Source organism: Nonomuraea terrae (assembly GCF_044465245.1).
Lineage (GTDB): Bacteria > Actinomycetota > Actinomycetes > Streptosporangiales > Streptosporangiaceae > Nonomuraea > Nonomuraea terrae.
The window spans coordinates 1,083,736-1,102,556 of the sequence record NZ_JBITLL010000005.1; the positions used below are offsets into that span (position 1 = coordinate 1,083,736).

General features: G+C 72.9%; 18 protein-coding genes and 1 tRNA gene. 6 read left to right on the forward strand and 13 right to left on the reverse strand.

Features of this window, described 5'->3' with window-relative positions; translation table 11 throughout:
• Positions 1–441: 441 nt before the first annotated feature.
• The 6 genes from ACIBP6_RS28735 to ACIBP6_RS28760 form a co-directional block, all read right to left on the reverse strand.
• Positions 442–1,605 (reverse strand): DUF4192 domain-containing protein, encoded by a 1,164-nt coding sequence (locus tag ACIBP6_RS28735; protein ID WP_397057093.1) that lies wholly within the window; start codon positions 1,603–1,605, stop codon positions 442–444.
• A 564-nt stretch (positions 1,606–2,169) separates the two neighbouring features.
• A complete protein-coding gene (locus ACIBP6_RS28740) occupies positions 2,170–2,910 on the reverse strand; it encodes an EI24 domain-containing protein (RefSeq protein ID WP_397056994.1) in 741 nt (246 codons plus the stop codon).
• A 10-nt stretch (positions 2,911–2,920) separates the two neighbouring features.
• Positions 2,921–3,502, reverse strand: a complete 582-nt coding sequence (locus ACIBP6_RS28745; RefSeq protein ID WP_397056995.1) for a Maf family protein — start codon at positions 3,500–3,502, stop codon at positions 2,921–2,923.
• A 16-nt stretch (positions 3,503–3,518) separates the two neighbouring features.
• The gene (locus ACIBP6_RS28750; RefSeq protein ID WP_397056996.1) at positions 3,519–4,121 is read right to left on the reverse strand and encodes a DUF937 domain-containing protein; all 603 of its coding nucleotides are present in this window, start codon (positions 4,119–4,121) and stop codon (positions 3,519–3,521) included.
• 67 nt (positions 4,122–4,188) lie between these two features.
• Positions 4,189–6,171: an ATP-dependent zinc metalloprotease FtsH gene (ftsH, locus tag ACIBP6_RS28755; RefSeq protein ID WP_397056997.1), complete on the reverse strand. Its 1,983-nt coding sequence runs from the start codon at positions 6,169–6,171 to the stop codon at positions 4,189–4,191.
• Between the two features lie 35 nt (positions 6,172–6,206).
• The gene (locus tag ACIBP6_RS28760; protein ID WP_397056998.1) at positions 6,207–7,034 is read right to left on the reverse strand and encodes a hypothetical protein; all 828 of its coding nucleotides are present in this window, start codon (positions 7,032–7,034) and stop codon (positions 6,207–6,209) included.
• Between the two features lie 167 nt (positions 7,035–7,201).
• Between ACIBP6_RS28760 and ACIBP6_RS28765 the strand changes: the two genes are divergently transcribed.
• Complete coding sequence (locus ACIBP6_RS28765) at positions 7,202–8,170, forward strand: DUF3616 domain-containing protein (protein ID WP_397056999.1); 969 nt, start codon at positions 7,202–7,204, stop codon at positions 8,168–8,170.
• Here the strand turns inward: ACIBP6_RS28765 and ACIBP6_RS28770 are convergent.
• Together ACIBP6_RS28770 and ACIBP6_RS28775 are read right to left on the reverse strand one after the other, a co-directional pair.
• The gene (locus ACIBP6_RS28770; RefSeq protein ID WP_397057000.1) at positions 8,160–8,816 is read right to left on the reverse strand and encodes a peptidyl-tRNA hydrolase; all 657 of its coding nucleotides are present in this window, start codon (positions 8,814–8,816) and stop codon (positions 8,160–8,162) included. The two genes, ACIBP6_RS28765 and ACIBP6_RS28770, sit on opposite strands and share 11 nt — an antisense overlap.
• Positions 8,813–10,078, reverse strand: a complete 1,266-nt coding sequence (locus ACIBP6_RS28775) for an MFS transporter (RefSeq protein WP_397057001.1) — start codon at positions 10,076–10,078, stop codon at positions 8,813–8,815. The genes ACIBP6_RS28770 and ACIBP6_RS28775 overlap by 4 nt, the downstream gene beginning before the upstream one ends.
• Before the next feature lie 71 nt (positions 10,079–10,149).
• On the opposite strand from ACIBP6_RS28775, the gene ACIBP6_RS28780 reads away from it, so the two are divergent.
• Positions 10,150–11,097 carry a GlxA family transcriptional regulator gene (locus ACIBP6_RS28780; RefSeq protein WP_397057002.1) on the forward strand — a complete coding sequence of 316 codons (948 nt, stop codon included), beginning with the start codon at positions 10,150–10,152 and terminating at the stop codon, positions 11,095–11,097.
• Positions 11,098–11,142: 45 nt separating this feature from the next.
• The gene (locus ACIBP6_RS28785) at positions 11,143–11,970 is read left to right on the forward strand and encodes an SAM-dependent methyltransferase (protein WP_397057003.1); all 828 of its coding nucleotides are present in this window, start codon (positions 11,143–11,145) and stop codon (positions 11,968–11,970) included.
• On the opposite strand, the gene ACIBP6_RS28790 is transcribed toward ACIBP6_RS28785, so the two are convergent.
• Both ACIBP6_RS28790 and ACIBP6_RS28795 read right to left on the reverse strand, forming a co-directional pair.
• Entirely contained in the window at positions 11,967–13,424 is a 1,458-nt protein-coding gene (locus tag ACIBP6_RS28790) for an FAD-dependent monooxygenase (protein WP_397057004.1), read from the reverse strand. The genes ACIBP6_RS28785 and ACIBP6_RS28790 overlap by 4 nt on opposite strands.
• Before the next feature lie 10 nt (positions 13,425–13,434).
• Entirely contained in the window at positions 13,435–14,046 is a 612-nt protein-coding gene (locus ACIBP6_RS28795) for an acyl-CoA-like ligand-binding transcription factor (RefSeq protein ID WP_397057005.1), read from the reverse strand.
• Positions 14,047–14,152: 106 nt separating this feature from the next.
• Here ACIBP6_RS28795 and ACIBP6_RS28800 point away from each other — a divergent pair, with 106 nt between their 5' ends.
• The 3 genes from ACIBP6_RS28800 to ACIBP6_RS28810 all read left to right on the forward strand — a co-directional run bounded on the left by ACIBP6_RS28800 (position 14,153) and on the right by ACIBP6_RS28810 (position 16,111).
• A complete protein-coding gene (locus ACIBP6_RS28800; protein WP_397057006.1) occupies positions 14,153–14,722 on the forward strand; it encodes a CGNR zinc finger domain-containing protein in 570 nt (189 codons plus the stop codon).
• An 85-nt stretch (positions 14,723–14,807) separates the two neighbouring features.
• Positions 14,808–15,251, forward strand: a complete 444-nt coding sequence (locus ACIBP6_RS28805; RefSeq protein WP_397057007.1) for a VOC family protein — start codon at positions 14,808–14,810, stop codon at positions 15,249–15,251.
• Entirely contained in the window at positions 15,251–16,111 is an 861-nt protein-coding gene (locus ACIBP6_RS28810; protein WP_397057008.1) for a pyridoxamine 5'-phosphate oxidase family protein, read from the forward strand. The genes ACIBP6_RS28805 and ACIBP6_RS28810 overlap by 1 nt, the downstream gene beginning before the upstream one ends.
• A gap of 143 nt (positions 16,112–16,254) precedes the next feature.
• On the opposite strand, the gene ACIBP6_RS28815 is transcribed toward ACIBP6_RS28810, so the two are convergent.
• The 3 genes from ACIBP6_RS28815 to ACIBP6_RS28825 all read right to left on the reverse strand — a co-directional run bounded on the left by ACIBP6_RS28815 (position 16,255) and on the right by ACIBP6_RS28825 (position 18,670).
• Positions 16,255–16,327 (reverse strand) — tRNA-Ala (locus ACIBP6_RS28815).
• Positions 16,328–16,373: 46 nt separating this feature from the next.
• On the reverse strand, positions 16,374–17,219 hold the full coding sequence (locus tag ACIBP6_RS28820) for an alpha/beta fold hydrolase (RefSeq protein WP_397057009.1): 846 nt from the start codon (positions 17,217–17,219) through the stop codon (positions 16,374–16,376).
• 29 nt (positions 17,220–17,248) lie between these two features.
• Entirely contained in the window at positions 17,249–18,670 is a 1,422-nt protein-coding gene (locus ACIBP6_RS28825; protein WP_397057010.1) for a vWA domain-containing protein, read from the reverse strand.
• Between the last annotated feature and the right edge of the window lie 151 nt (positions 18,671–18,821).

The window sequence follows — 18,821 nt, forward strand, 5'->3', positions numbered from 1 at the left end:
TGCCAAGCAGCCAGCCCCTCGGTCGTACGGACACGGGCCATCCTGCGCGGCATGACAACCGAGCGGCCCGCACAGGATTGTTGTCGGTGAACGGCGTGCCGAGCAGCCAGCCGCTCGGCCGTTCGGATGCGGGGCTTCCTGTGCGGCATGACCTGTCGGGCGGCCTGCGCCGGATTGTCGCGGTGTTGGGCGGTGATGTCGCTGAACAGCTCCAGAGTGCTGGTGGCGGAAGTCGCGGCCGAGGGCCGGGCAGAGTGTCCTGGGGTGCTATCGGCCGTCTGGCCGGGTCGTCTGCACGAACCGACGTCGTCTGGGCGCGGTCGCCGTGGTCCCGGGCCCGCTCCCGGCCGGCGAGCGCGCACGGATGGTGTCGGATGCGAAGGCGAGGCCGGAACGAGGGGTCGGGGCCGGGCGTCCTCGCGGAACGAGGCGGGCGTCGGGTCATTCCAGGGGTGGGACGGAGTCGTCTTCGTCCATGAGGTTGATCAGGGGCAGGAGCCAGGAGGCGTTGACGGGACCCATGGCCTCGTCGAGCTCGGCGGGGGTGGGCATGCGGTCGCGCAGCAGCTCCGGGGAGAGGAGGTTCTGCAGGGCGTGCATGAGGAGGTGGGCCATCGAGTAGCCGGGGTCGATGGTCAGGGCGCGTTCGAGGGCGACGGTGGCTTGGACGCTGTTGCCCGCCCGCCAGGAGGCCATCGCCAGCAGGGACGCGGCCGGGGGCACGAAGCGCGGGTCCAGGCGGCGGGTCAGGTCTTTCCAGAGTGTGACGTGAGAATCCTGCATGAGGGTCCAGGCCTCGTCGCGGATCCTCATGAGCGTCAGGCTGAGGCCGAGCCTGGCGGCTTCGAGGTCGTGGAGGCGTCCGCCCTCGGTGTGGACGCGCAGGGCCGACCGGACTCTCGCCAAGCCGTCGGACACGAACTCGGCCGCGAACGCGTCGAGGTCCGTCGAGGCCATGAGTCTGGCCTGGAGCTCGGCGATCGCCTCGGCTGTGGCTCGGCTCATCGCCACGCGTACGGGGCCGGTGACGGGGGCGAGCGTGCGTTCCAGGGCCTCGCGGTCGGGGAGCGCGACCAGCCCGTGCACGGTCGCCTCGGCCGCTATCTGGCTGGTGGACAGGTCGTACGGGGTGCCCTGCGGCGGGCAGCACGTGGCCACGTCGCAGACGTAGGACCAGTAGCGGCCTTCGTGGGCGCGCAGGGCCTCCGCCACATGAACCCCCGCACCGGCGGCCAGCCGCCTCGTCTCGTCGACGCCCGGCGTGACCAGCTCACCTGGGCCGTAGCCGACGATGACGATGCCGGTGACCGCCTCCCTCTCGAAGAGGGGCAGCATGGCGTCGAGGGTGCCGGGCGGGAGCGGCAGGCTCCATCTCGCCACCATCTTCGCCCGGCCCGCCGCAAGGCCGATGACCACCAGGCTGCTCGTCGGGTGGAAGCCGACGAGGTACGGGACGGCCGCGAGGATGTCGGTGGGGCTGGTCAGGGTGAGACACGGCTCCGGCGCGTCGAACGGCCACCCAGAGGCAGAGACCGGAGGCGGGTCGGGGACGGCGGAAGCCAGGGCGAAAGCCCCTGAGCGCGGAGCGGAAGCCTCGCCGGCCAGGGCGGAAGACCCGAGGTCCCCTGCGGAAACGCCGAAGAACGGGCTGGAAGCCTCGGCCGACGGAGTGACAGCGCCGAAGGACGCGCCGGCCGGCTCAGCGGGCTTCGTGCGAACACCCGATGACGGGCCGGAACGCTCGGCCGGCCGTGCGGGAGCGACCGAAGACGAATCCGAAGGGGTCGCCGGCCCTACAGCGGCGGTTGAAGGCGGGGTCGAAGGCGTGAGCGGCCGGAGGGGAGCGGGCGGGGGCGGAGGCGGGGTGGAGATTGAACGGTTGGTCGTCATGGCCGCAAGCGTGCCCGCTGCCGCGCCGTTCCCGCGGCGGTGCAACGTGTTCTGTGTACGACGGCGCGATCGAGGATCCAGCCTGTGGACAGGCGGCTGTGGCCGACGCGGCGCCAGGCACCCCTACAAGGGAGCCTGGCTTGTACGGGCCACCCAAGGGAGCTTCATCGACACCGTCCCGGGCGTCCGCGGCCGCCCGCGTCGACCGCCAAGGCCGAATGCCCCACAACGGCAGCGTCCGGCGTCAGAGGCCGTGCACGGCGGGCCCGTGCGTTGCCGTCAACGTTCAGGTACCGGCGAAATGCGGGTGCGGACGAGGAGGGCGGCGCCGGCGACCGCGGCCGGCATGGCGATGACCGCCACCAGCGGGATCAGGAACAGCAGGAACACCGCCACCCCGAACCCCAGCGCGCTCGCCTTGTTCCCCCGCAGCAGCGCGAACCGCTGCTTGCGCGCCATCCCCCGCCGCTCCAGCGACAGCGTCGTGAGCTCCACGGTGAGGAAGAAGCCGGACACCAGCGCCCCTAACACCGGCACGACGGTCTGCCCGATAACCGGGATGAACCCGAGAAAGAACAGCGGAATCGTAAATATCAGCACATAGAACAACGTGACCAGGCTGTCGCGGATCGAGCGGGGCAGCGTGCGCCACCACGGCTGCTCGTGCTCGTTGTCCAGCACGTCGACCGCCGACGACAGCCGCTCGTAGAACGGCTCCCCGACGGTCAGCGTGAGCGCCGCGAACGTGAGCACCGCCACCGCCAGCCCGCCCAGGAACAGCGCGACGCCGACCACCGCCCGGAACGCCTCCCGCCAGCTCCACGAGTCGGCGAACGGCGTCATGAACGCGGCCAGATCTGCGGCGTTCGTACCGAGGAAGACCAGCGCCAGCACGTAGACGGCGAAAGAGATCACCGCGGGGATCAGCCCGAACAGCCACCACCGCGGGTGCTTGGACACCCATCCGAAACCCTGGACGAAGAAACCGACGCCGCCGGCGAAGTCGCGCAGTGATCGCATGCCCGGCAGGCTAGCGCCAGAACGATGTCACCGCGTAGCCGAGTTCGGCGAACAGGTCGCGCAGCAGCGGCAGCGAGATGCCGAGGACGTTGCCGTGGTCGCCCTCGATGCCCTCGACGAACCAGCCGCCGCGCCCCTCGATGCTGAACGCCCCGGCCAGGGCCAGCGGCTCGCCGGTGGCGGCGTAGGCGGCGATCTCCTCCTCGGACGGCTGGCCGAAGCGCACGACGGTGGTGGCGACCTCGGCCACCTGGCGGCCGGCGGCCACGTCGATGAGGCAGTGGCCGGTCACGAGGCGGCCCGTGCGCCCGCGCAGCATGCGCCAGCGCTCCACGACCTCCTCGTTCGAGGCGGGCTTGCCGTACGGGCGGCCGTCGAGCTCCAGGATCGAGTCGCAGCCGATGACCAGCCCCTCTGCCAAGCCGCTCGCGACCGCCTCGGCCTTGGCCTTGGCCAGCACGAGGCTGAGCGCGGCGGGCGTGTGGGCGGAGTAGGCGTCCTCGTCGACGCCGCTGACGATCACCTTGGGGTCGAGGCCCGCGCTGCGCAGAAGCGCCAGGCGAGCGGGGGAGGCAGAGGCCAGAACGATCACCGACCCAGCCTACCGGTCACCACTCGGGGTTCGACGAGCCAGGTGTCACCTGGCGCTCGGTCCGGTCCGCGTCACCGAACTCGTACAGGCCGGTGCGCTGGGACATGCCGCCGAAGATGCCGTCCAGCAGGCCGTCGAGCAGGTCGGCGAGCACGCGGGGAAGGGACTCCTGCTCGCGGTGGAGGTCGTCGGCGAGCGTGGTGGCGTCCATGTCGCGGCCTGTCGCGCGGTTGGCCAGCAGGGACATGACCATCGGGGCGATCAGCGGCATCAGCCTCATGACGGCGCCGGTGCCGACGCCGGCGTGCCTGGCGAGGCCCGCCGCGATCTGTTCGGTGCCCTGGCCGCCCAGGACGTGGCCGAGGATGCTGTGCCCGTCGCGGGCCAGCGAGGCGACGTCGCCGTTGAACGGATCGGTGTCCATGTGGTCGTCGAGCGCCCCGCGCAGGGCCTCGGCGCCGTCCGGGTGTTCGGCGTTGCGTGCCATGCCGCCGACGATCGCGCCGGACACGGCCTCGAGGACGTTGCGGGCCGTGAGCGCGTCGGTGTCGAGCATGCCGGCGACCTGTTCCAGTCCTGAGTCTCCGAGCCCGGCGAGAAGCTCGTCATGCAGTGTCACGACAGTCCCCCGATCCCTCGTCCCGGAAGACTTCCCTCGGGGGCGCTGAAGCAACGTCCGAATTGTCCTAATTCTTCGGAAAACCGGCGGGCTCTCCCTCGGGCACATGCCCGTTCCCGGACACAGGGAGCGCGGGCGTCCCCTCGGAGGCCACCGAACGCGCCAGGCCCGCCGCCGCGTAGGCGTCGACCTCGTCGAGCGTCTCGTGCTCCAGCAGGGCCGCCACGATGGCCTCGAGCTTGTCGCGGTTGTCGGTCAGGACGCGGACCGCGCGGTCGTAGCACTCGTCCACGATGCGCCGCGCCTCCTCGTCGACGGTCGCGAGCGTGGCCGGCGAGGCCTGCGGCGGCTGGCCGTCGTTGGACAGGATGGTCAGCGGCCCGACCTTCTCCGACATGCCCCACCGGCCGACCATGCCGCGCGCGATCATGGTGACCTGTTCGAGGTCGTTCTCGGCGCCGGTGGTGATGACGCCGAAGATGACCTGCTCGGCCGCCATGCCGCCGAGCGCGCCGGTGATGCGCCCGCGCAGATACTGCTCGTCGTAGGCGTACCGGTCGGTGTCGGGGGTGGACAGCGTGACGCCGAGCGCCCGGCCGCGCGGGATGATCGAGATCTTCCTGACCGGGTCGGCGCCCGGCTGGAGCATCCCGAGCAGGGCGTGCCCGGCCTCGTGGTAGGCGGTGCGCGTGCGCTCCTCCTCCGGCATCACGATGCTGCGGGCCGCGCCGAGCTGCAGCTTCTCCAGCGCGTCGGTGAAGTCGGCCATGGTGACCTTCTCCTTGCCGCGCTTGGCGGCCAGCAGAGCGGCCTCGTTGACCAGGTTGGCCAGGTCGGCGCCGGTCATGCCAGGAGTGGTCTTGGCGAGCTGGTCGAGGCTGACCTCCGCGTCGAGCGGCACCCCGCGGGTGTGCACGGCGAGGATCGCGGTGCGGCCGGCCGCGTCGGGCAGGCCCACCTGCACCGTGCGGTCGAAGCGCCCGGGACGCAGCAGCGCCGGGTCGAGGATCTCGGGACGGTTGGTCGCGCCGATGACGATCACTCCCTCGGCGCCGGAGAAGCCGTCCATCTCGGTGAGGATCTGGTTGAGCGTCTGCTCGCGCTCGTCGTGGCCGCCGACGCCGCCCGCGCCGCCGCGGGCCCGGCCGATGGCGTCGATCTCGTCGATGAACACGATCGACGGCGCCACCTTGCGCGCCTCCTCGAACAGGTCGCGCACCCGGGAGGCGCCCACGCCGACGATCATCTCGATGAACTCGGAGGCGCTGGCCGAGAAGTACGGCACCTTGGCCTCGCCCGCGACTGCCCTGGCCAGCAGCGTCTTGCCGGTGCCGGGAGGCCCGGCGAGCAGCACGCCCTTGGGCAGCTTGGCGCCCAGCCGGCGGTATTTGCCCGGGTCCTTGAGGTAGTCGACGATCTCGACGAGCTCGTTCTCGACCTCGTCGATGCCCGCGACGTCCTCGAACGTGACGCGCACCTGACCGGCCTCGACCGGCTTGGCGGCCTTCGACTTGCCGAGACCACCGAGACCGCCGCCCATCATGCTGGAGCCGCGCCGCATGATCCAGATCCACAGCGCCGCCAGCAGCAGCACGGGCAGCAGCGACAGCAGCAGGTTGGAGAAGAAGCCGCGGGTGATGGGCTGAGAGGTGATCTCGACCTGGCCGTTGGCCAGCTGCTGGTCGAGCTGGTCGGTGTTGGCGAAGGCCGGGATCTCGGTGGCGAACCTGTCGTAGGACTCGCCGCCCTCCGGGTTGGTCGCCGCCGAGCGCAGATCGCCCTCGACCGACAGGCCCTGGGCGTAGATCTCCTTGACGTTCTTGGCGTTCACCTGCTTGGTGAACTCGGTGTAAGAGATCGTCTCGACGGACTCGCTGTCGACGAACGACGACACGACGAAGAAGGCCGCGTACACGACGAGCAGGGTGACGACGAAACGCCACCAGTTGATCTTCGGCTTGCCTCCGGGCGTGCCGGGCAGGCCTTCCGAGCGCCAGGGCGGCTTGCCCTTGCCCTTGTTCGGAGCCTGCGGCGGTCCAGAGCGTTCCACGGCGTCACTCCCCAATCGCCGCATCAATGATCTTTCTAGCCTAGAACACGCACCCCCGCCGCCGCGCGGCCGATGTCACGCCAGTGTTTGCGTTGCGAGTCAGGCACTGTGACGAACGCCAAACCGGGCTTGCTCATTCCCCCGTCCATGACCACGACGGCCGCGCGGGAGCTGTGCTTGCCGTACGTGACGCGGTAGGCGAGCATCCAGCCGCGCTTGACCGGCTGGGACGCGAGCCAGCTGATCTTGGAGCCTTCGGGGTGGTGGTTGAGCGTCCAGCGGGCGGCCAGGAGGGCGGTGTCGCGCGGGGACTCCTGCTCCATGATCGGCAGCGGGCAGGTGACGAACATGCCGCGCAGCTTCGTGCCGCGCTGCGGCGGCAGCACCTGCCTGCTGGTGAACGGCGCCGGCCCGTACGTCCGCCACGGCCGGGGCAGCGTCGGCGCGGCCAGCCCCGTGCGCTTGTCCTTGATGACCTGCTTGCCGGTCGGACGCAGGGACATGCGCTTGACGTCGCGGGTCAGCCGGGGGACGCGCGGGTCGGCGTACAGGGCCTCCATGGCCGTGTAGCCGGGCGCGAGCGACGCGCCGGGCGTCGGCGAGTGGCTCCCAGGAGACGGCGCGGGCGAGGCAGACGCCGGCACACGAGACGGCGACGGCACGGGAGAGACGGAGACCGACGCCGCGCTGGGCGCGGAGCCGGAGACCGGTGCGGAGCCGGACGGGAGCGCCGCGGCCGGCGGCGCGGTGACCGGCCGCGCGACGACCTCGTCCGGCTCCGACGGGAACAGCACCACGGTCAGCGTCACGGCGACGGCCACGACGGCGGCGACCACGGCGAGCCCCCGGTACACCACCCGCATGCGGATATCACCGATGCGGGAGCGTTTGGGCGGAGAAGCAGGGATTCTAGGCCCGCCCGTCGTACTCACTCCGGAACCGTTGATCTCATCTTCCCCTTGGAGCACGACGGGAGCGTACGACATATCCCGCCAATGCGCTGTTGAAGCGACCGAAGTGCAATCATGGCGTGGTGCATCAGGTTGAGCTGCGCTTCGACCACGCCTCCCGGGCGGCCGAGACGCATACGAATCTCTCGGCGATCCGGCTCAGCCGCACCGGCCTGTGGGTCGCCGGCGACGAGACCGCCACCTTCGAACACCTCACGTGGACGGGCGACCACTACGGGGAGCAGCGCACGTTCGCGCTGGCCGACCACGTCGCCCTCCCGGCGGGACCGCACGACGAGGCCGACATCGAGGGGATGGCGCTCGACGACGGCCACCTGTGGCTGGTCGGCTCCCACAGCCTCAAGCGCCGGCGGGTCAAGTCGAAGGACCCGGCCAAGGCCGCCGACCGGCTGGCCACCGTGATCAGGGAGGAGAACCGCTTCATCGTCGTACGCCTCCCCGTGGACGACGCCGGCGTGCCGGGGCGGGGCGCGATCCTGGCCGGCTCGCGCAACGTGACCGCCCACCTGGGTGACGACCGGCACCTGGCGCCGTTCCTGGCGCTGCCGGGCAAGGACAACGGGTTCGACGTCGAGGGCATCGCCGTCGTGTCGGGGCGGGTCTACTTAGGGCTGCGCGGGCCGGTGCTGCGCGGCTGGGCGGTGGTGCTGGAGCTGCGGCTGGAGGAGGCGGGCAGAGGGCGGCTGCGGATGGGGGAGCCGTACCGCAAGCATTTTCTCGCGCTCGACGGGCTCGGGGTGCGCGACATGTGCCCGGACGGCGACGCGCTGCTGCTGCTCACCGGGCCGACCATGGACCTCGACGGGCCGGTGCGGGTGATGCGCTGGCGTCCCGGCCCCGGGCGCGAGGACGTGGTGCCCGCCGACGCGCTGGAGACCGTGCTGGAGCTGCCGTACGGCGTCGGCTGCGACCACCCGGAGGGCCTCGTGCGGCTGCCTGACGGCCGGCTCATGGTCGTGTACGACAGCCCTTCGCCCGCGCGGATCACCCCGGCGGGCGGCGTGCTGGCCGACGTGTTCACGGTCTAGCGACGCGGGCGGCCAGCCAGGGCGCGTCGGCGACGAACGTGCACGAGCCCGGCTCGATCTCAGTGAACCCGGCGTCGCGCACCACCGGCAGCCCGGCGGCCGCCAGGGCGTCGAAGTCGTCCTGCGCGGGAGGTGTGCGCACCGACACCGCGAGGCCGCGCTCGCGCCACGCATCCCGCTCGGCCGCGTCACTGGCCCACCAGGCGAGCTGGGCGGCGTGCCCGGCCTGGGCCATGGCCTTGCCCGCCGACATGCCGAGGCGCGGGTTCTCCCACAACACCGGCGGCTCGGCGGGCGGCGGCTCTTCGGTGTCGGCCAGCTCGGTGCCCGACACCTGGAGCCGGGCCAGGTCGCGCGGCCAGGCGTCCAGCGGGACGGGCGGGTGGACGCGCACCTCAGCCGTGCGGTGCTCGATCGTCCGGCCGGGCAGCGCGAGCGCGCGGCGCCACTCGGCGCCCCTCCCCCGGCGCACGACCTTGCGGATCTTGCCGGTGGACTGCCAGGCGTGCAGCTCGGCGGCCCACTCGCCGGGGTCGTCGAGCAGGCTCAGCACGGCCATGGCGGCGGCTTCCAGCGCGTCGGTGCGCTGCGGGGGCGTGGCGCGTTCGATCCTGACGACCAGGGGCAGGACAAAGAGCTCGTTCATCGCCCTCTAGCATGCCCGATCGCCAGGGAGAGTCCGGCGGCGAGGAGGCACAGGGCGCCGGCGGCGTACCAGGCGAGGTCGTAGGCGCCGAGGTGGTCGCGGGTGAGGCCGGCGCCGACGGCGGCGATCGCGGCCCCGACCTGGTGCGAGCCGAACACCCAGCCGAACACCACGGCCCCGTCGGGCCCGTAGATCCGCCGGCACAGCGCCACCGTGGGCGGCACGGTCGCCACCCAGTCCAGGCCGTAGAAGACGATGAAGATCAGCATGCTGGGCTCGGTGGTGGCGGCGAACAGGCCGGGCAACACCATCAGCGACAGGCCGCGCAGCCCGTAGTAGACGCCGAGCAGCAGCTTGGGGTCGATCCGGTCGCTGAGCCAGCCCGAGGCGACCGTGCCGGCGATGTCGAAGATCCCGATGATCGCGAGCAGCCCGGCGGCGACGGGCTCGGCCATGCCGTGGTCGTGGGCGGCGGGGATGAAGTGGGTGCCGACCAGGCCGTTCGTGCTCGCCCCGCAGATCGCGAAGCCGGCCGCGAGCAACCAGAACGGCCGCGTACGTGCCGCCGCGGCGAGCACGGTGACGGCCCGCACGGCGGCGTTGACCCGGGCGGACTCCGTACGGACCGCCTCCGGGTCCGCGCCGAGCGCGGTCGTGCCGACGTCCTCGGGACGGTCGCGCATCAGCCACCACACGAACGGCACCACCGCCAGCGCCGCGGCGGCCACGGTCAGTGAGGCGAAACGCCACCCCGGCCCCTGCGCGAGCTGGGCGAGCACGGGCAGGAAGACGAGCTGCCCGGTCGCCCCCGCCGCGGTGAGCACGCCGGTGACCAGGCCGCGGTGCCGGACGAACCAGCGGTCCACCACCGTCGCGGCGAACACCAGCGCCATCGACCCCGTGCCCAGCCCCACGAACACGCCCCACAACAGCAGGAGCTGCCAGCTCGCCGTCATGAAGACGGTGAGCGCGCTGCCCGCGGTGATCAGCAGCAGCGCGGCGGCGACGATGCGGCGCATGCCGAAGCGGTCCATGAGGGCGGCGGCGAAGGGCGCCGTCAGACCGTAGAGCACCAGATTGACCGAGACGGCCGACGAGATGGTGCCGGCCGACCAGCCGAACTCCTCCCGCAGCGGGGTGATCAGCACGCCGGGGGTGGCGCGGAAGCCGGCCGAGCCCAGGATGGCGACGAAGGCGACGGCGGCGACGTACCAGGCCCGGTGGAGGCCGCGCCGGGTGGAAGGGGGAACGCTGACGGTCATCCGCCAATCCTGATTTATCCAGCTCTGGGGGCACGAGTGGCCTGAAAGCCAATATGTGCAAGAATCCGGCCATGACGCATCGGATCGCCGTCGTCGTACTCGACCAGTTCGCGCCGCTCGACCTCGGCGTGCCCGGCCAGGTGTTCTGGTCGGCGGAGACACCGTCCGGCGAGAAGCTGTACGAGGTCGTCACCTGCTCCGAGGGCCGCGCGCCGGTGCGCTGCTCGGCGGGCTACACCGTCCAGCCGGACCACGACCTGGACGTGCTCGACACCGCCGACACCGTCGTGGTCCCCGGCATCCACGGGGGTGCTCCGCTGCGACACGGCACGATCTCCACCACGCTCCGGGACGCCCTGCGGGGCAGGCCCCGGATCATGTCGATCTGCACGGGCGCGTTCGTGCTCGCGGCGGCGGGGCTGCTCGACGGGCGCCCGGCCACCACCCACTGGCGGGACGCCGCCCGCTTCGCGCGGTTGTTCCCCAAGGTCAGGCTCGACCCTGACGTGCTGTTCGTGGACGACGGCGACGTGCTGACCTCGGCCGGGGTGGCGTCCGGCCTGGACCTGTGCCTCCACGTGATCAGGCGCGACCACGGCAGCGAGGTGGCCAACCGCGCGGCCCGGCGCTGCGTCATGCCGCCGTGGCGGGAGGGCGGCCAGGCCCAGTACGTCGACCGGCCCCTCCCCCAGGACGGCGGCGGTACCGCCGCCACCCGCGCGTGGATGCGGGCCCACCTCGACGTCCCGCTCGATCTCAACGCGCTGGCCGCCCACGCCAGGATGAGCGTGCGCACGTTCACCCGGCGCTTCCGCGACGAGACCGGCATGAGCCCGGGCCGGTGGCTGGTCCGGCAGCGGGTGCAGCACGCCCGTCACCTGCTGGAGACGACGGACCTCGGCGTGGAGGAGGTCGCCAGGCGGTCGGGGTTCGGCACGGCGGTCTCGTTGCGCCAGCACCTGCACGCGGCGGTCGGCGTTCCTCCCCTGGCCTACCGGCGGACCTTCCGGCGCGCCTGACCGCCGCCTACAATCGGCGCAAAACGATCAACGAGAGGCCGTCACATGACCGAGGCCGACCGTGTACCCCCCGGGATCGACCCCCACGTGCCCAGCGTCGCCCGCATGTACGACTACTACCTCGGCGGCCGGGAGAACTTCGCGGCGGACCGCGCGGCGGCCGAGCAGATGATCGAGCTCGGCCGGCGCATGGGCAACGACGCCCGCGAGATCGCCCTGGCCAACCGGGCCTTCCTCGGCCGGGCCGTACGCATGATCGCCGAGTCGGGCGTGCGCCAGTTCCTCGACATCGGCGCCGGGCTTCCGACGCAGGACAACGTGCACCAGGTGGCCGCCCGGCACGTCGCCGGCTCCCGCGTCGTCTACGTCGACCACGACCCGGCCGTGCTGGTCCACGCCCGCGCGCTGGTCGCGGGGCTGCCGGACGTCGCTGTGGTGGAGGGCGACCTGCGGAATCCCGGCGCGATCCTGGACGACCCGGCGGTGACCGGCCACCTCGACCTCTCCCAGCCGTACGCGGTGCTCATGTTGGCGGTGCTGCACTTCGTGCCCGACGACGCCGAGGCGGCCGGCATCGCGGCCCTCGTCCGCGAGCGGCTGCGCCCCGGCTGCCACCTGGTGCTCTCACACCTGTACGCCGGAAACGCCACCGAGGACGCCGCCCGCGCAGGCCGGCAGGTCTACGCGGGCACCGGCGCGGGCGGCCTGGCCACCCGCGGCCACGACCAGATCGCCGCCTACTTCGACGGCCTGGAGCCGCTCGGCCCCGGCGTCGTGCCGGTCGCCGACTGGGCGCCCGAAGCGGCCCCCGGCGGCGCGTACGACCTGGTCAGGCCGGGCATTCTCGCCGGGGTCGGGCGCGCCGCACGCTAGGCGGCCTCCAGGCTCTCGGCGAACCAGGTCGCCAGGGCGCGCTCCAGGGTCTCGTCCGGCGTGCCGGCCCAGGCGACGTAGCCGTCGGGGCGGACGAGCACGGCGTCGGGCCCGTCCGCGGGCACGACGTCGACGCGCCCGTGGCGGACGCGCACCCCCTCCGCCGCCGGGGCGAGCAGCACGGGCCTGGCCTGGGCGGCTGGCCCGGCGGGCAGCTCGGGCAGGAACCGGCCGACCAGCGGGTGCGGCGGCGCGGGCATCGCGTACGTCACGTCGGATCCGGCCAGCAGGGCGGCGATGCGGTGGCGGGCGGGCGCGTCGGCCAGCAACTCGCCGAAGACCTCGCGCAGCGCCGTCACCTCCGGCCCGGGTGCGGCGAGCGCGAGCTGGGCCTGGGTGTGCACGGCGACCCGTTCCGCGGCCGGGCGGCGCTCGGCCTCGTAGGTGTCCAGCAGCCCGGGCGGGGCCCAGCCGCGCACCTCGGCGGCCAGCTTCCAGGCCAGGTTGACGGCGTCCTGCAGGCCGAGGTTGAGCCCGGGGGCGCCCATGGCGGAGTGGACGTGCGCGGCGTCACCCGCCAGGAACACCCGGCCGTCGCGGTAGCGGTCGGCGACCCGGGTGTCGCGGCCGTTCAGCCGCCTGAGCAGATGGGGGCCGGGGCCGGTGGGGGCGGCCAGCGGCAGGTGGCGGCCGAGCACCCGGGCCAGGCTCTCGCGCAGCTCCGCGATGGTCATGGGGACGTCCTCGCCGGGCGCGCCGGCGTCCCACTCCATCGCGGCGACGGTCAGCACCCCTGGTCCGACGGGCAGCAGCGCGTACGCGCCGCGCTCGGTGCGGTGCCAGGCGTACAGCCCGAAGGTGCCCGCGCCGGGCACCTCCATCTCGGCCCGCTCGGGCCGGAGCACCGCGCCGGGCACGCTGACGTGGGCGGTGCGGCTGACCACGTCGGCCGCGCTGACGCCGGGGAAGCCGATCCCGGCGAGCTTCCTCACCGCGCTGTGGGCGCCGTCGCAGCCGACCAGGTAGCGGGTGCGCAGCTCGGATGCGCCGCCGGGCCCGGTCAGCCGCACGGTCACACCCTGCTCGTCCTGCGTGAAGCCGGTCAGCTCGTGCCCGCGCCTGATCTCCACGCCGAGGTCGAGCGCGCGGCGTTCGAGCAGCTTCTCCAGGGCGGGCTGCCGGATGCCCATGCCGTGCAGCGGATTGTCGTCGAGCCCGGCGAGGTCGAGCGGCATCGCGCCGAACACGAACCCGGGCAGCGGCGCCTCTTCCTCGGCCAGGCCGCGCCGGCGCAGCAATCGCACGACCTGGCCGATGATCCCGTTGGCCTTGGGCTGGTCGCTGCGGCGCGGCAGACGTTCGACGACGGTGGGACGGACCCCGGCGAGGCTCAGCTCGCAGGCCAGCATCAGCCCGTTGGGGCCGGCGCCGGAGATGACGATGTCGGTGTGCACGTAGGTCTCCTCACTCGGAAGGGGCGGGCAGGCCGGCGGCGAGGGCCCGCAGCGCGTCGCGCAGCAGCGGCCCCAGCGGGACCGGCGGGTCGGCGCGCAGCCAGTGGCCGACGGCGGCCTGCACGACGGAGGTCGCCGCGGCGGCGACCAGGGAGGGGTAGAGGTCGTGGGTGGGGTCGGTGCCGGTGCGCTCGCCGACGGCCGCGGCCAGTTCGCCGTCGACGGCGAACGCCACCCGCAGCGCCTCCGCGCGCAGCGCCGGCTCGCCGGCCAGCATCCGGATGCCGGCCAGCAGCTCGGGGGGCGGGGCGGCGCCGGCGTCGCTCGCGTGCGCCTCCCAGGGCCGCACCATCGCCTCGGTCAGCGCCTCCCAGAAGGGCTCCGCGGGAGGCCGGGCGCGCAGCACCGCCACGGTCGCTCTGACGCGGTCGGTGTGGCGGGCGGCGAGCGCTTCGTACTTGCTGGAGAAGTAGTTGTTGAACGTCCGTGGCGACACCCCGGCCTCGGCCGCGATGTCCTCGACGCGTACGTGCTCCAGCCCGCGTTCGAGGGCCAGCCGGAGGGCGGCCGTCATCAGCGCCTCGCGCGTGGCCTGCTTCTTCCGCTCTCTCAGCCCGCTCATACCGACAGACTAGGGCAAATCTTGCGGATTGCGCAAAATTTCTGACCACGCAAGATCTGGGCCGGGTCTCACGCTCGAAGGGGCGAGCGGACGTTAGATTGGAGCAATGTCCTTCCTCGCCCTGGAATTCGTCAGCACGGTCAGGGCCGACCGCACCGGAATGACCGACCTCCTGTCAGACGTGGACGGCATGACGGCCTGGGTCCGCGAGCACGCCGCCGACCTGGGCGCCGATCCGGGGTTCACCGCCCACGAGGAGCTGCGACACGAGACCCTGCGCCTGCGCCAGGCCGTCCGGGCGCTGTTCGCCAGGGCCGTGGCCCCCGGGCCGCCGAGCCGGGCCGACGCCACCGGCCTGCCCGCGTTCGAGGAGTCTCTGGCTCTGGTCAACGCCACCGCGCTGGCCGCTCCCACGGCCCCGCAACTCTGCTGGAACGGCGGGCCCTCCCTGGCCGCCGTCGCCACGGGGGCCGACGAGTCCGCACGCCTGCGCGGCCGGCTCGCCACGGCGGCCGTGGAGTTCCTCGCCGGTCCGGGGCGGGAGTCGCTGCGCACGTGCCAGGCCCCCCGCTGCGTGCTCTATTTCGTCAAGGAGCATCCGCGCCAGGAGTGGTGCTCGACCGCGTGCGGCAACCGCGCCCGGGCGGCCCGGCACTACCGGGAGCACAAGAAATAGCCCTCTTCTAACGCCAAACTAGCTGCCTTGCCGTTATAGTGTTTCTCACGGCAAGGCGGCTTTTCATGCGTTAGAGGAGTAGGGGATGTCCTTTCAGACCGGGCACATCGGGCTCAACGTCACCGATCTCGACAGGTCCAAGGAGTTCTACGGGCGGGTCTTCGGCTTCACCGTCGCGGGCGAGTCCCGGGAGGACGGGCGGCGCTACGCGTTCCTGGCCCAGGACGGCACGCTCGTGCTGACCCTGTGGCAGCAGAGCGAGAGCCGTTTCGCCGCCGGGCTGCCCGGTCTGCACCACTTGTCGTTCCAGGTGGCGGACCTTGACGCGGTGCGGCGGGCGGAGGTGGTGATCAGGGACGTCGGCGCGAAGATCCACCACGACGGCGTCGTTCCGCACGGCGAGGGCGCCTCGTCGGGCGGCGTGTTCTTCGAGGACCCCGACGGCATCCGGCTGGAGATCTTCGCCCCCGACGCCGCCGGCGACCGGGCCGCACCCACCACGGGCGCGCCGACCTGCGGGTTCTTCTAATGAGGTCGCATCCGGGAGAGGTCGCCGTGCAGCGGCGGGCCGGGGTGCGGCAGGGCGGTCACGGCAGCTCGCGCACCCGTCCGGAGATCCCCGAGGTGGCGGCGGGGTTCCTCCGCGCCCAGCGCATGGTCGTCGCCGGAGCGGCCGACGACCTCGGGCGCATCTGGGCGGCCGCCCTGACGGGGCCCGGGGGCTTCGCCGACCCACGGGGCGAGCGCACGATCGTGCTGCACGCCCTGCCCGCCGCCGGTGACCCGCTGCACGGCCTGTTCACGCGCGAGCGCGACCTCGGCCTGCTGGCCATCGAGCCGCACACACGGCGCAGGATGCGCGTGAACGGCCGCGCCGTACGGGCCGGGGAAACGCTCGTCGTCCGTACGGAGCAGGTCTATGCGAACTGCCCCAAATACCTCCAGACCCGCGAACCGACCTCGGCCCCCGGCACCCCCTCCCTGCCGGCGCGCGGGACCATTCTGGAGGGCCGGCACCAGGCCTGGATCTCGGCGGCCGACACGTTCTTCGTCGCCACGCGGGCCGAGGGCTTCGGTGCGGACGTGTCGCACCGCGGCGGCAATCCCGGCTTCGTCCGGCTCACCGGGCCGCGCTCGCTGGACTTTCCCGACTACCAGGGCAACAACATGTTCATGACGCTCGGCAACCTGGAGCTGGACCCGGGGGCCGGGCTGCTGTTCGCCGACTGGGAGCGCGGGGAGACGCTCCAGCTCACCGGCCGGGCGCGGGTGGAGTGGGGCGAGCGGCGGGTGGTGCGCTTCGAGATGGACGAGTACGTCCACCTCGCCGGCACGATCCCGTCGGCCTGGACGGCTCCCGGCTACCACCGCTTCAACCCGCCGGTCTAGCCGAGGCGCTCTTCGCACCGGTGGCGGGCGTACGGCTCGCCGCCGAGAAACTCCGGTCGAGCTCCTCGGCCTCCGGCGGCCGGGAAGGTCTCCAGAATGACGAAAGGCCGCCCCCGGTGACGGGAACGGCCCTGCGTGAAGGGTGGAGCTATGGGGATTCGAACCCCAGACCTCCTCCATGCCATGGAGGCGCGCTACCAACTGCGCCATAGCCCCTCGTGCGTGTACGAGTGTAGCCCACTTCGCGACGTTCCGAGCACAGTCACGCATCGCCCAGGAGCGTCTGGATGATCTCGCGGGCGTGTGTCCACAACACCGCGCCGCCCACGCCTGGCACGAGGTGGCGGCGTGCTCCGGGGATGCGCCTGGTCAGGGTCTGTCCCCGGTCGGGCGAATGGGAGGTGTCCAGCTCGCCGTACCAGAGGTCGACGGGCACCGGCACCTTCTCCAGCGCGTACGGCCAGCGGCCCATCGCCAGCACGGTGTCGCGGGCGTACCCGGCCGGGCCCTGGGCGAAGGCCTCCTCCATGGCCCGCCGGTAGGCGCGCGCGAAGGCGGGCTGCTCGTAGACGGCCCGGTCGACGGCGGGACTGCCCGGCACGATCATGTCCCACAGCACGGTGGGCGTGAGCCGGGCGAAGACCGCCTCGGCCCTCACCGGATCGGCGGCCGTCAGCTCCACGAGCTCCCGCGGCCCCTCCGGGAGCGCCTCGGGGCAGGACGCGACCTCGTCGGCCCCCGACACGACCGCCACCCGGCGCGCGATCCAGGCGCACGCCAGCGCGAACGGCGCCCCCTGCGAGAACCCCACCACCCGAAGCTCGCCCAGCCCGAGCTCGCGTGCGGCCGCCGCCACGTCGGCCGGCCAGGACTCGAGCGTGCGGCCGGGGTCAGGGTCGGAGACGCCGAGCCCCGGCCGGTCGAACGAGACGAGCCGGACGCCGAGCTCCTCGACGACGCCGGCGCCGAAGCCGAGCCACCGGCTCGTGCCCGCTCCCGGGCAGAGCACGACCGGCGTGCCGGACGCGGGGCCCCACTCGGCCCAGCCGAGCGCCCGGCCGCCGGGCAGCGCGACCCGGCCCAGCCGGGCGGGAGGCGTGACATCCATGCGGACAGCCTGCCGGACGGGCCCCGCCGTCAGCCAGCCGTTTTCGCGCGGTCGATGAGCGTGCGCAGCTCCGCCACCATGGGGTCCTCGGTGGCGGGGGCCAGCCGTTCGGCGTGCTCGCCCAGCGCGGCCAGGTCCAGCCCGAACGCCTCTCCTTCGCGCAGGTGCTCCGCGAACGCGGCCACCACCATGTCCACCTGCAGGCGCAGGGGCGCGTCCGTGAGTGAGGCGGCCAGCTCGCCCGAGCGCAGGGTGGCGCCGGCCTCCGACGCGACCCGGGTGTCGGGGTCCTGCCAGCGCACGGTGGCCTGGGCGAGCTGGCCGTCGGCGCCGGGCTTGAGCGTGAGCGCGTACAGGGCGGTGACGGAGTGGCCGGGGCCGATCTCGCCGCCGTCGCGGCTGTCGTCGCGGAACTCCTCGGCCTCCAGGGCGCGGTTCTCGTAGCCGACGAGACGGTAGCTCTCGACGACCGAGGGGTTGAAGACGACCTGCGCCTTGGCGTCACGGGCGCGCAGCTCGATCGTGGCGGGGAGCTTCGTGGTGAAGACCTCGGCGGCCTCCTCCTCGGTGCCGACGTACACGGCCAGGCCGTCGCCGTTGTCGGCGAGCTGCTCCATCAGCTCGTCGCCGTACTCACGGCCGACGCCGACCGTGAGCAGCGTGACCCGCCTGGCGGCGTGCTCCTCGACCCGGTCGAGGATGGCCTGCCACTCGGTGCTGCCCTGGTTGGCCAGGCCGTCGGAGAGCACGATGACACGGTTCGTGGCGGCCGTGCGGAACCCCTTCGACGCCTCCTCGTAGCCGGCCACCAGCCCGGCCTCCAGGTTGGTGCCGCCCTGGGTGACGAGCCGGTCCACCGCGGCGGACAACTCGTCCCTGGCGGTCAGCGGGGTCATCGAGGCCAGCACCTCGGCCTCGTCGCTGAAGGAGACGATCGAGACCTGGTCACCGGGCCCGAGCTCGTCGAGCAGAGTGCGCAGGGCCGACCTGACCAGGTCCAGGCGGCCGGCCTCGGCCATCGAGCCCGACACGTCGATGACGAACGTGAGGTTGGCGGGCCGCCGCTCGGCCGCCGCCGAGGAGCGCGTCTGCAGGCCGACGCGGAGCACGGCCTCGTCGCGTGACGGCAGCCGCGCGCCGTCCACGTGCACGGTGAACCCGTCGTCCGGCGGCTGCGCGTAGTCCTGGCGGAAGGCGTTGACCCACTCCTCGGGGCGGATCTCGGCGGGCGCCGGACGGCGGCCCTCCTGCAGTGCGCGGCGGGCGTAGCCGTACGAGGCGGTGTCCACGTCGAGGGCGAACGTGGAGATCTGCGCCGTGGTCGTGTCCTGCTCGCCGTCCGCCCGCTCGGGGGCCGGGGAGTTCCGTTGCGCGTCCTGGCTGATGGGGGCGCGCACGCCGCTGGTCGTGCCTTCGCCACCGGCGCAGGCCGCGAGGCCCAGCAGGGACACTAATCCGATCCCGACCGCTAAAGGACGAAATTTCATTTCAACCACCTCCACCGCGTACGACGGAACGCCGTACGCGGTGGCCGGGCCGGTGACGCAAGTGAGCGCGAACCGCGATCAACACGTGATCGCGGCCACCGGCCCCGGCGGTCAG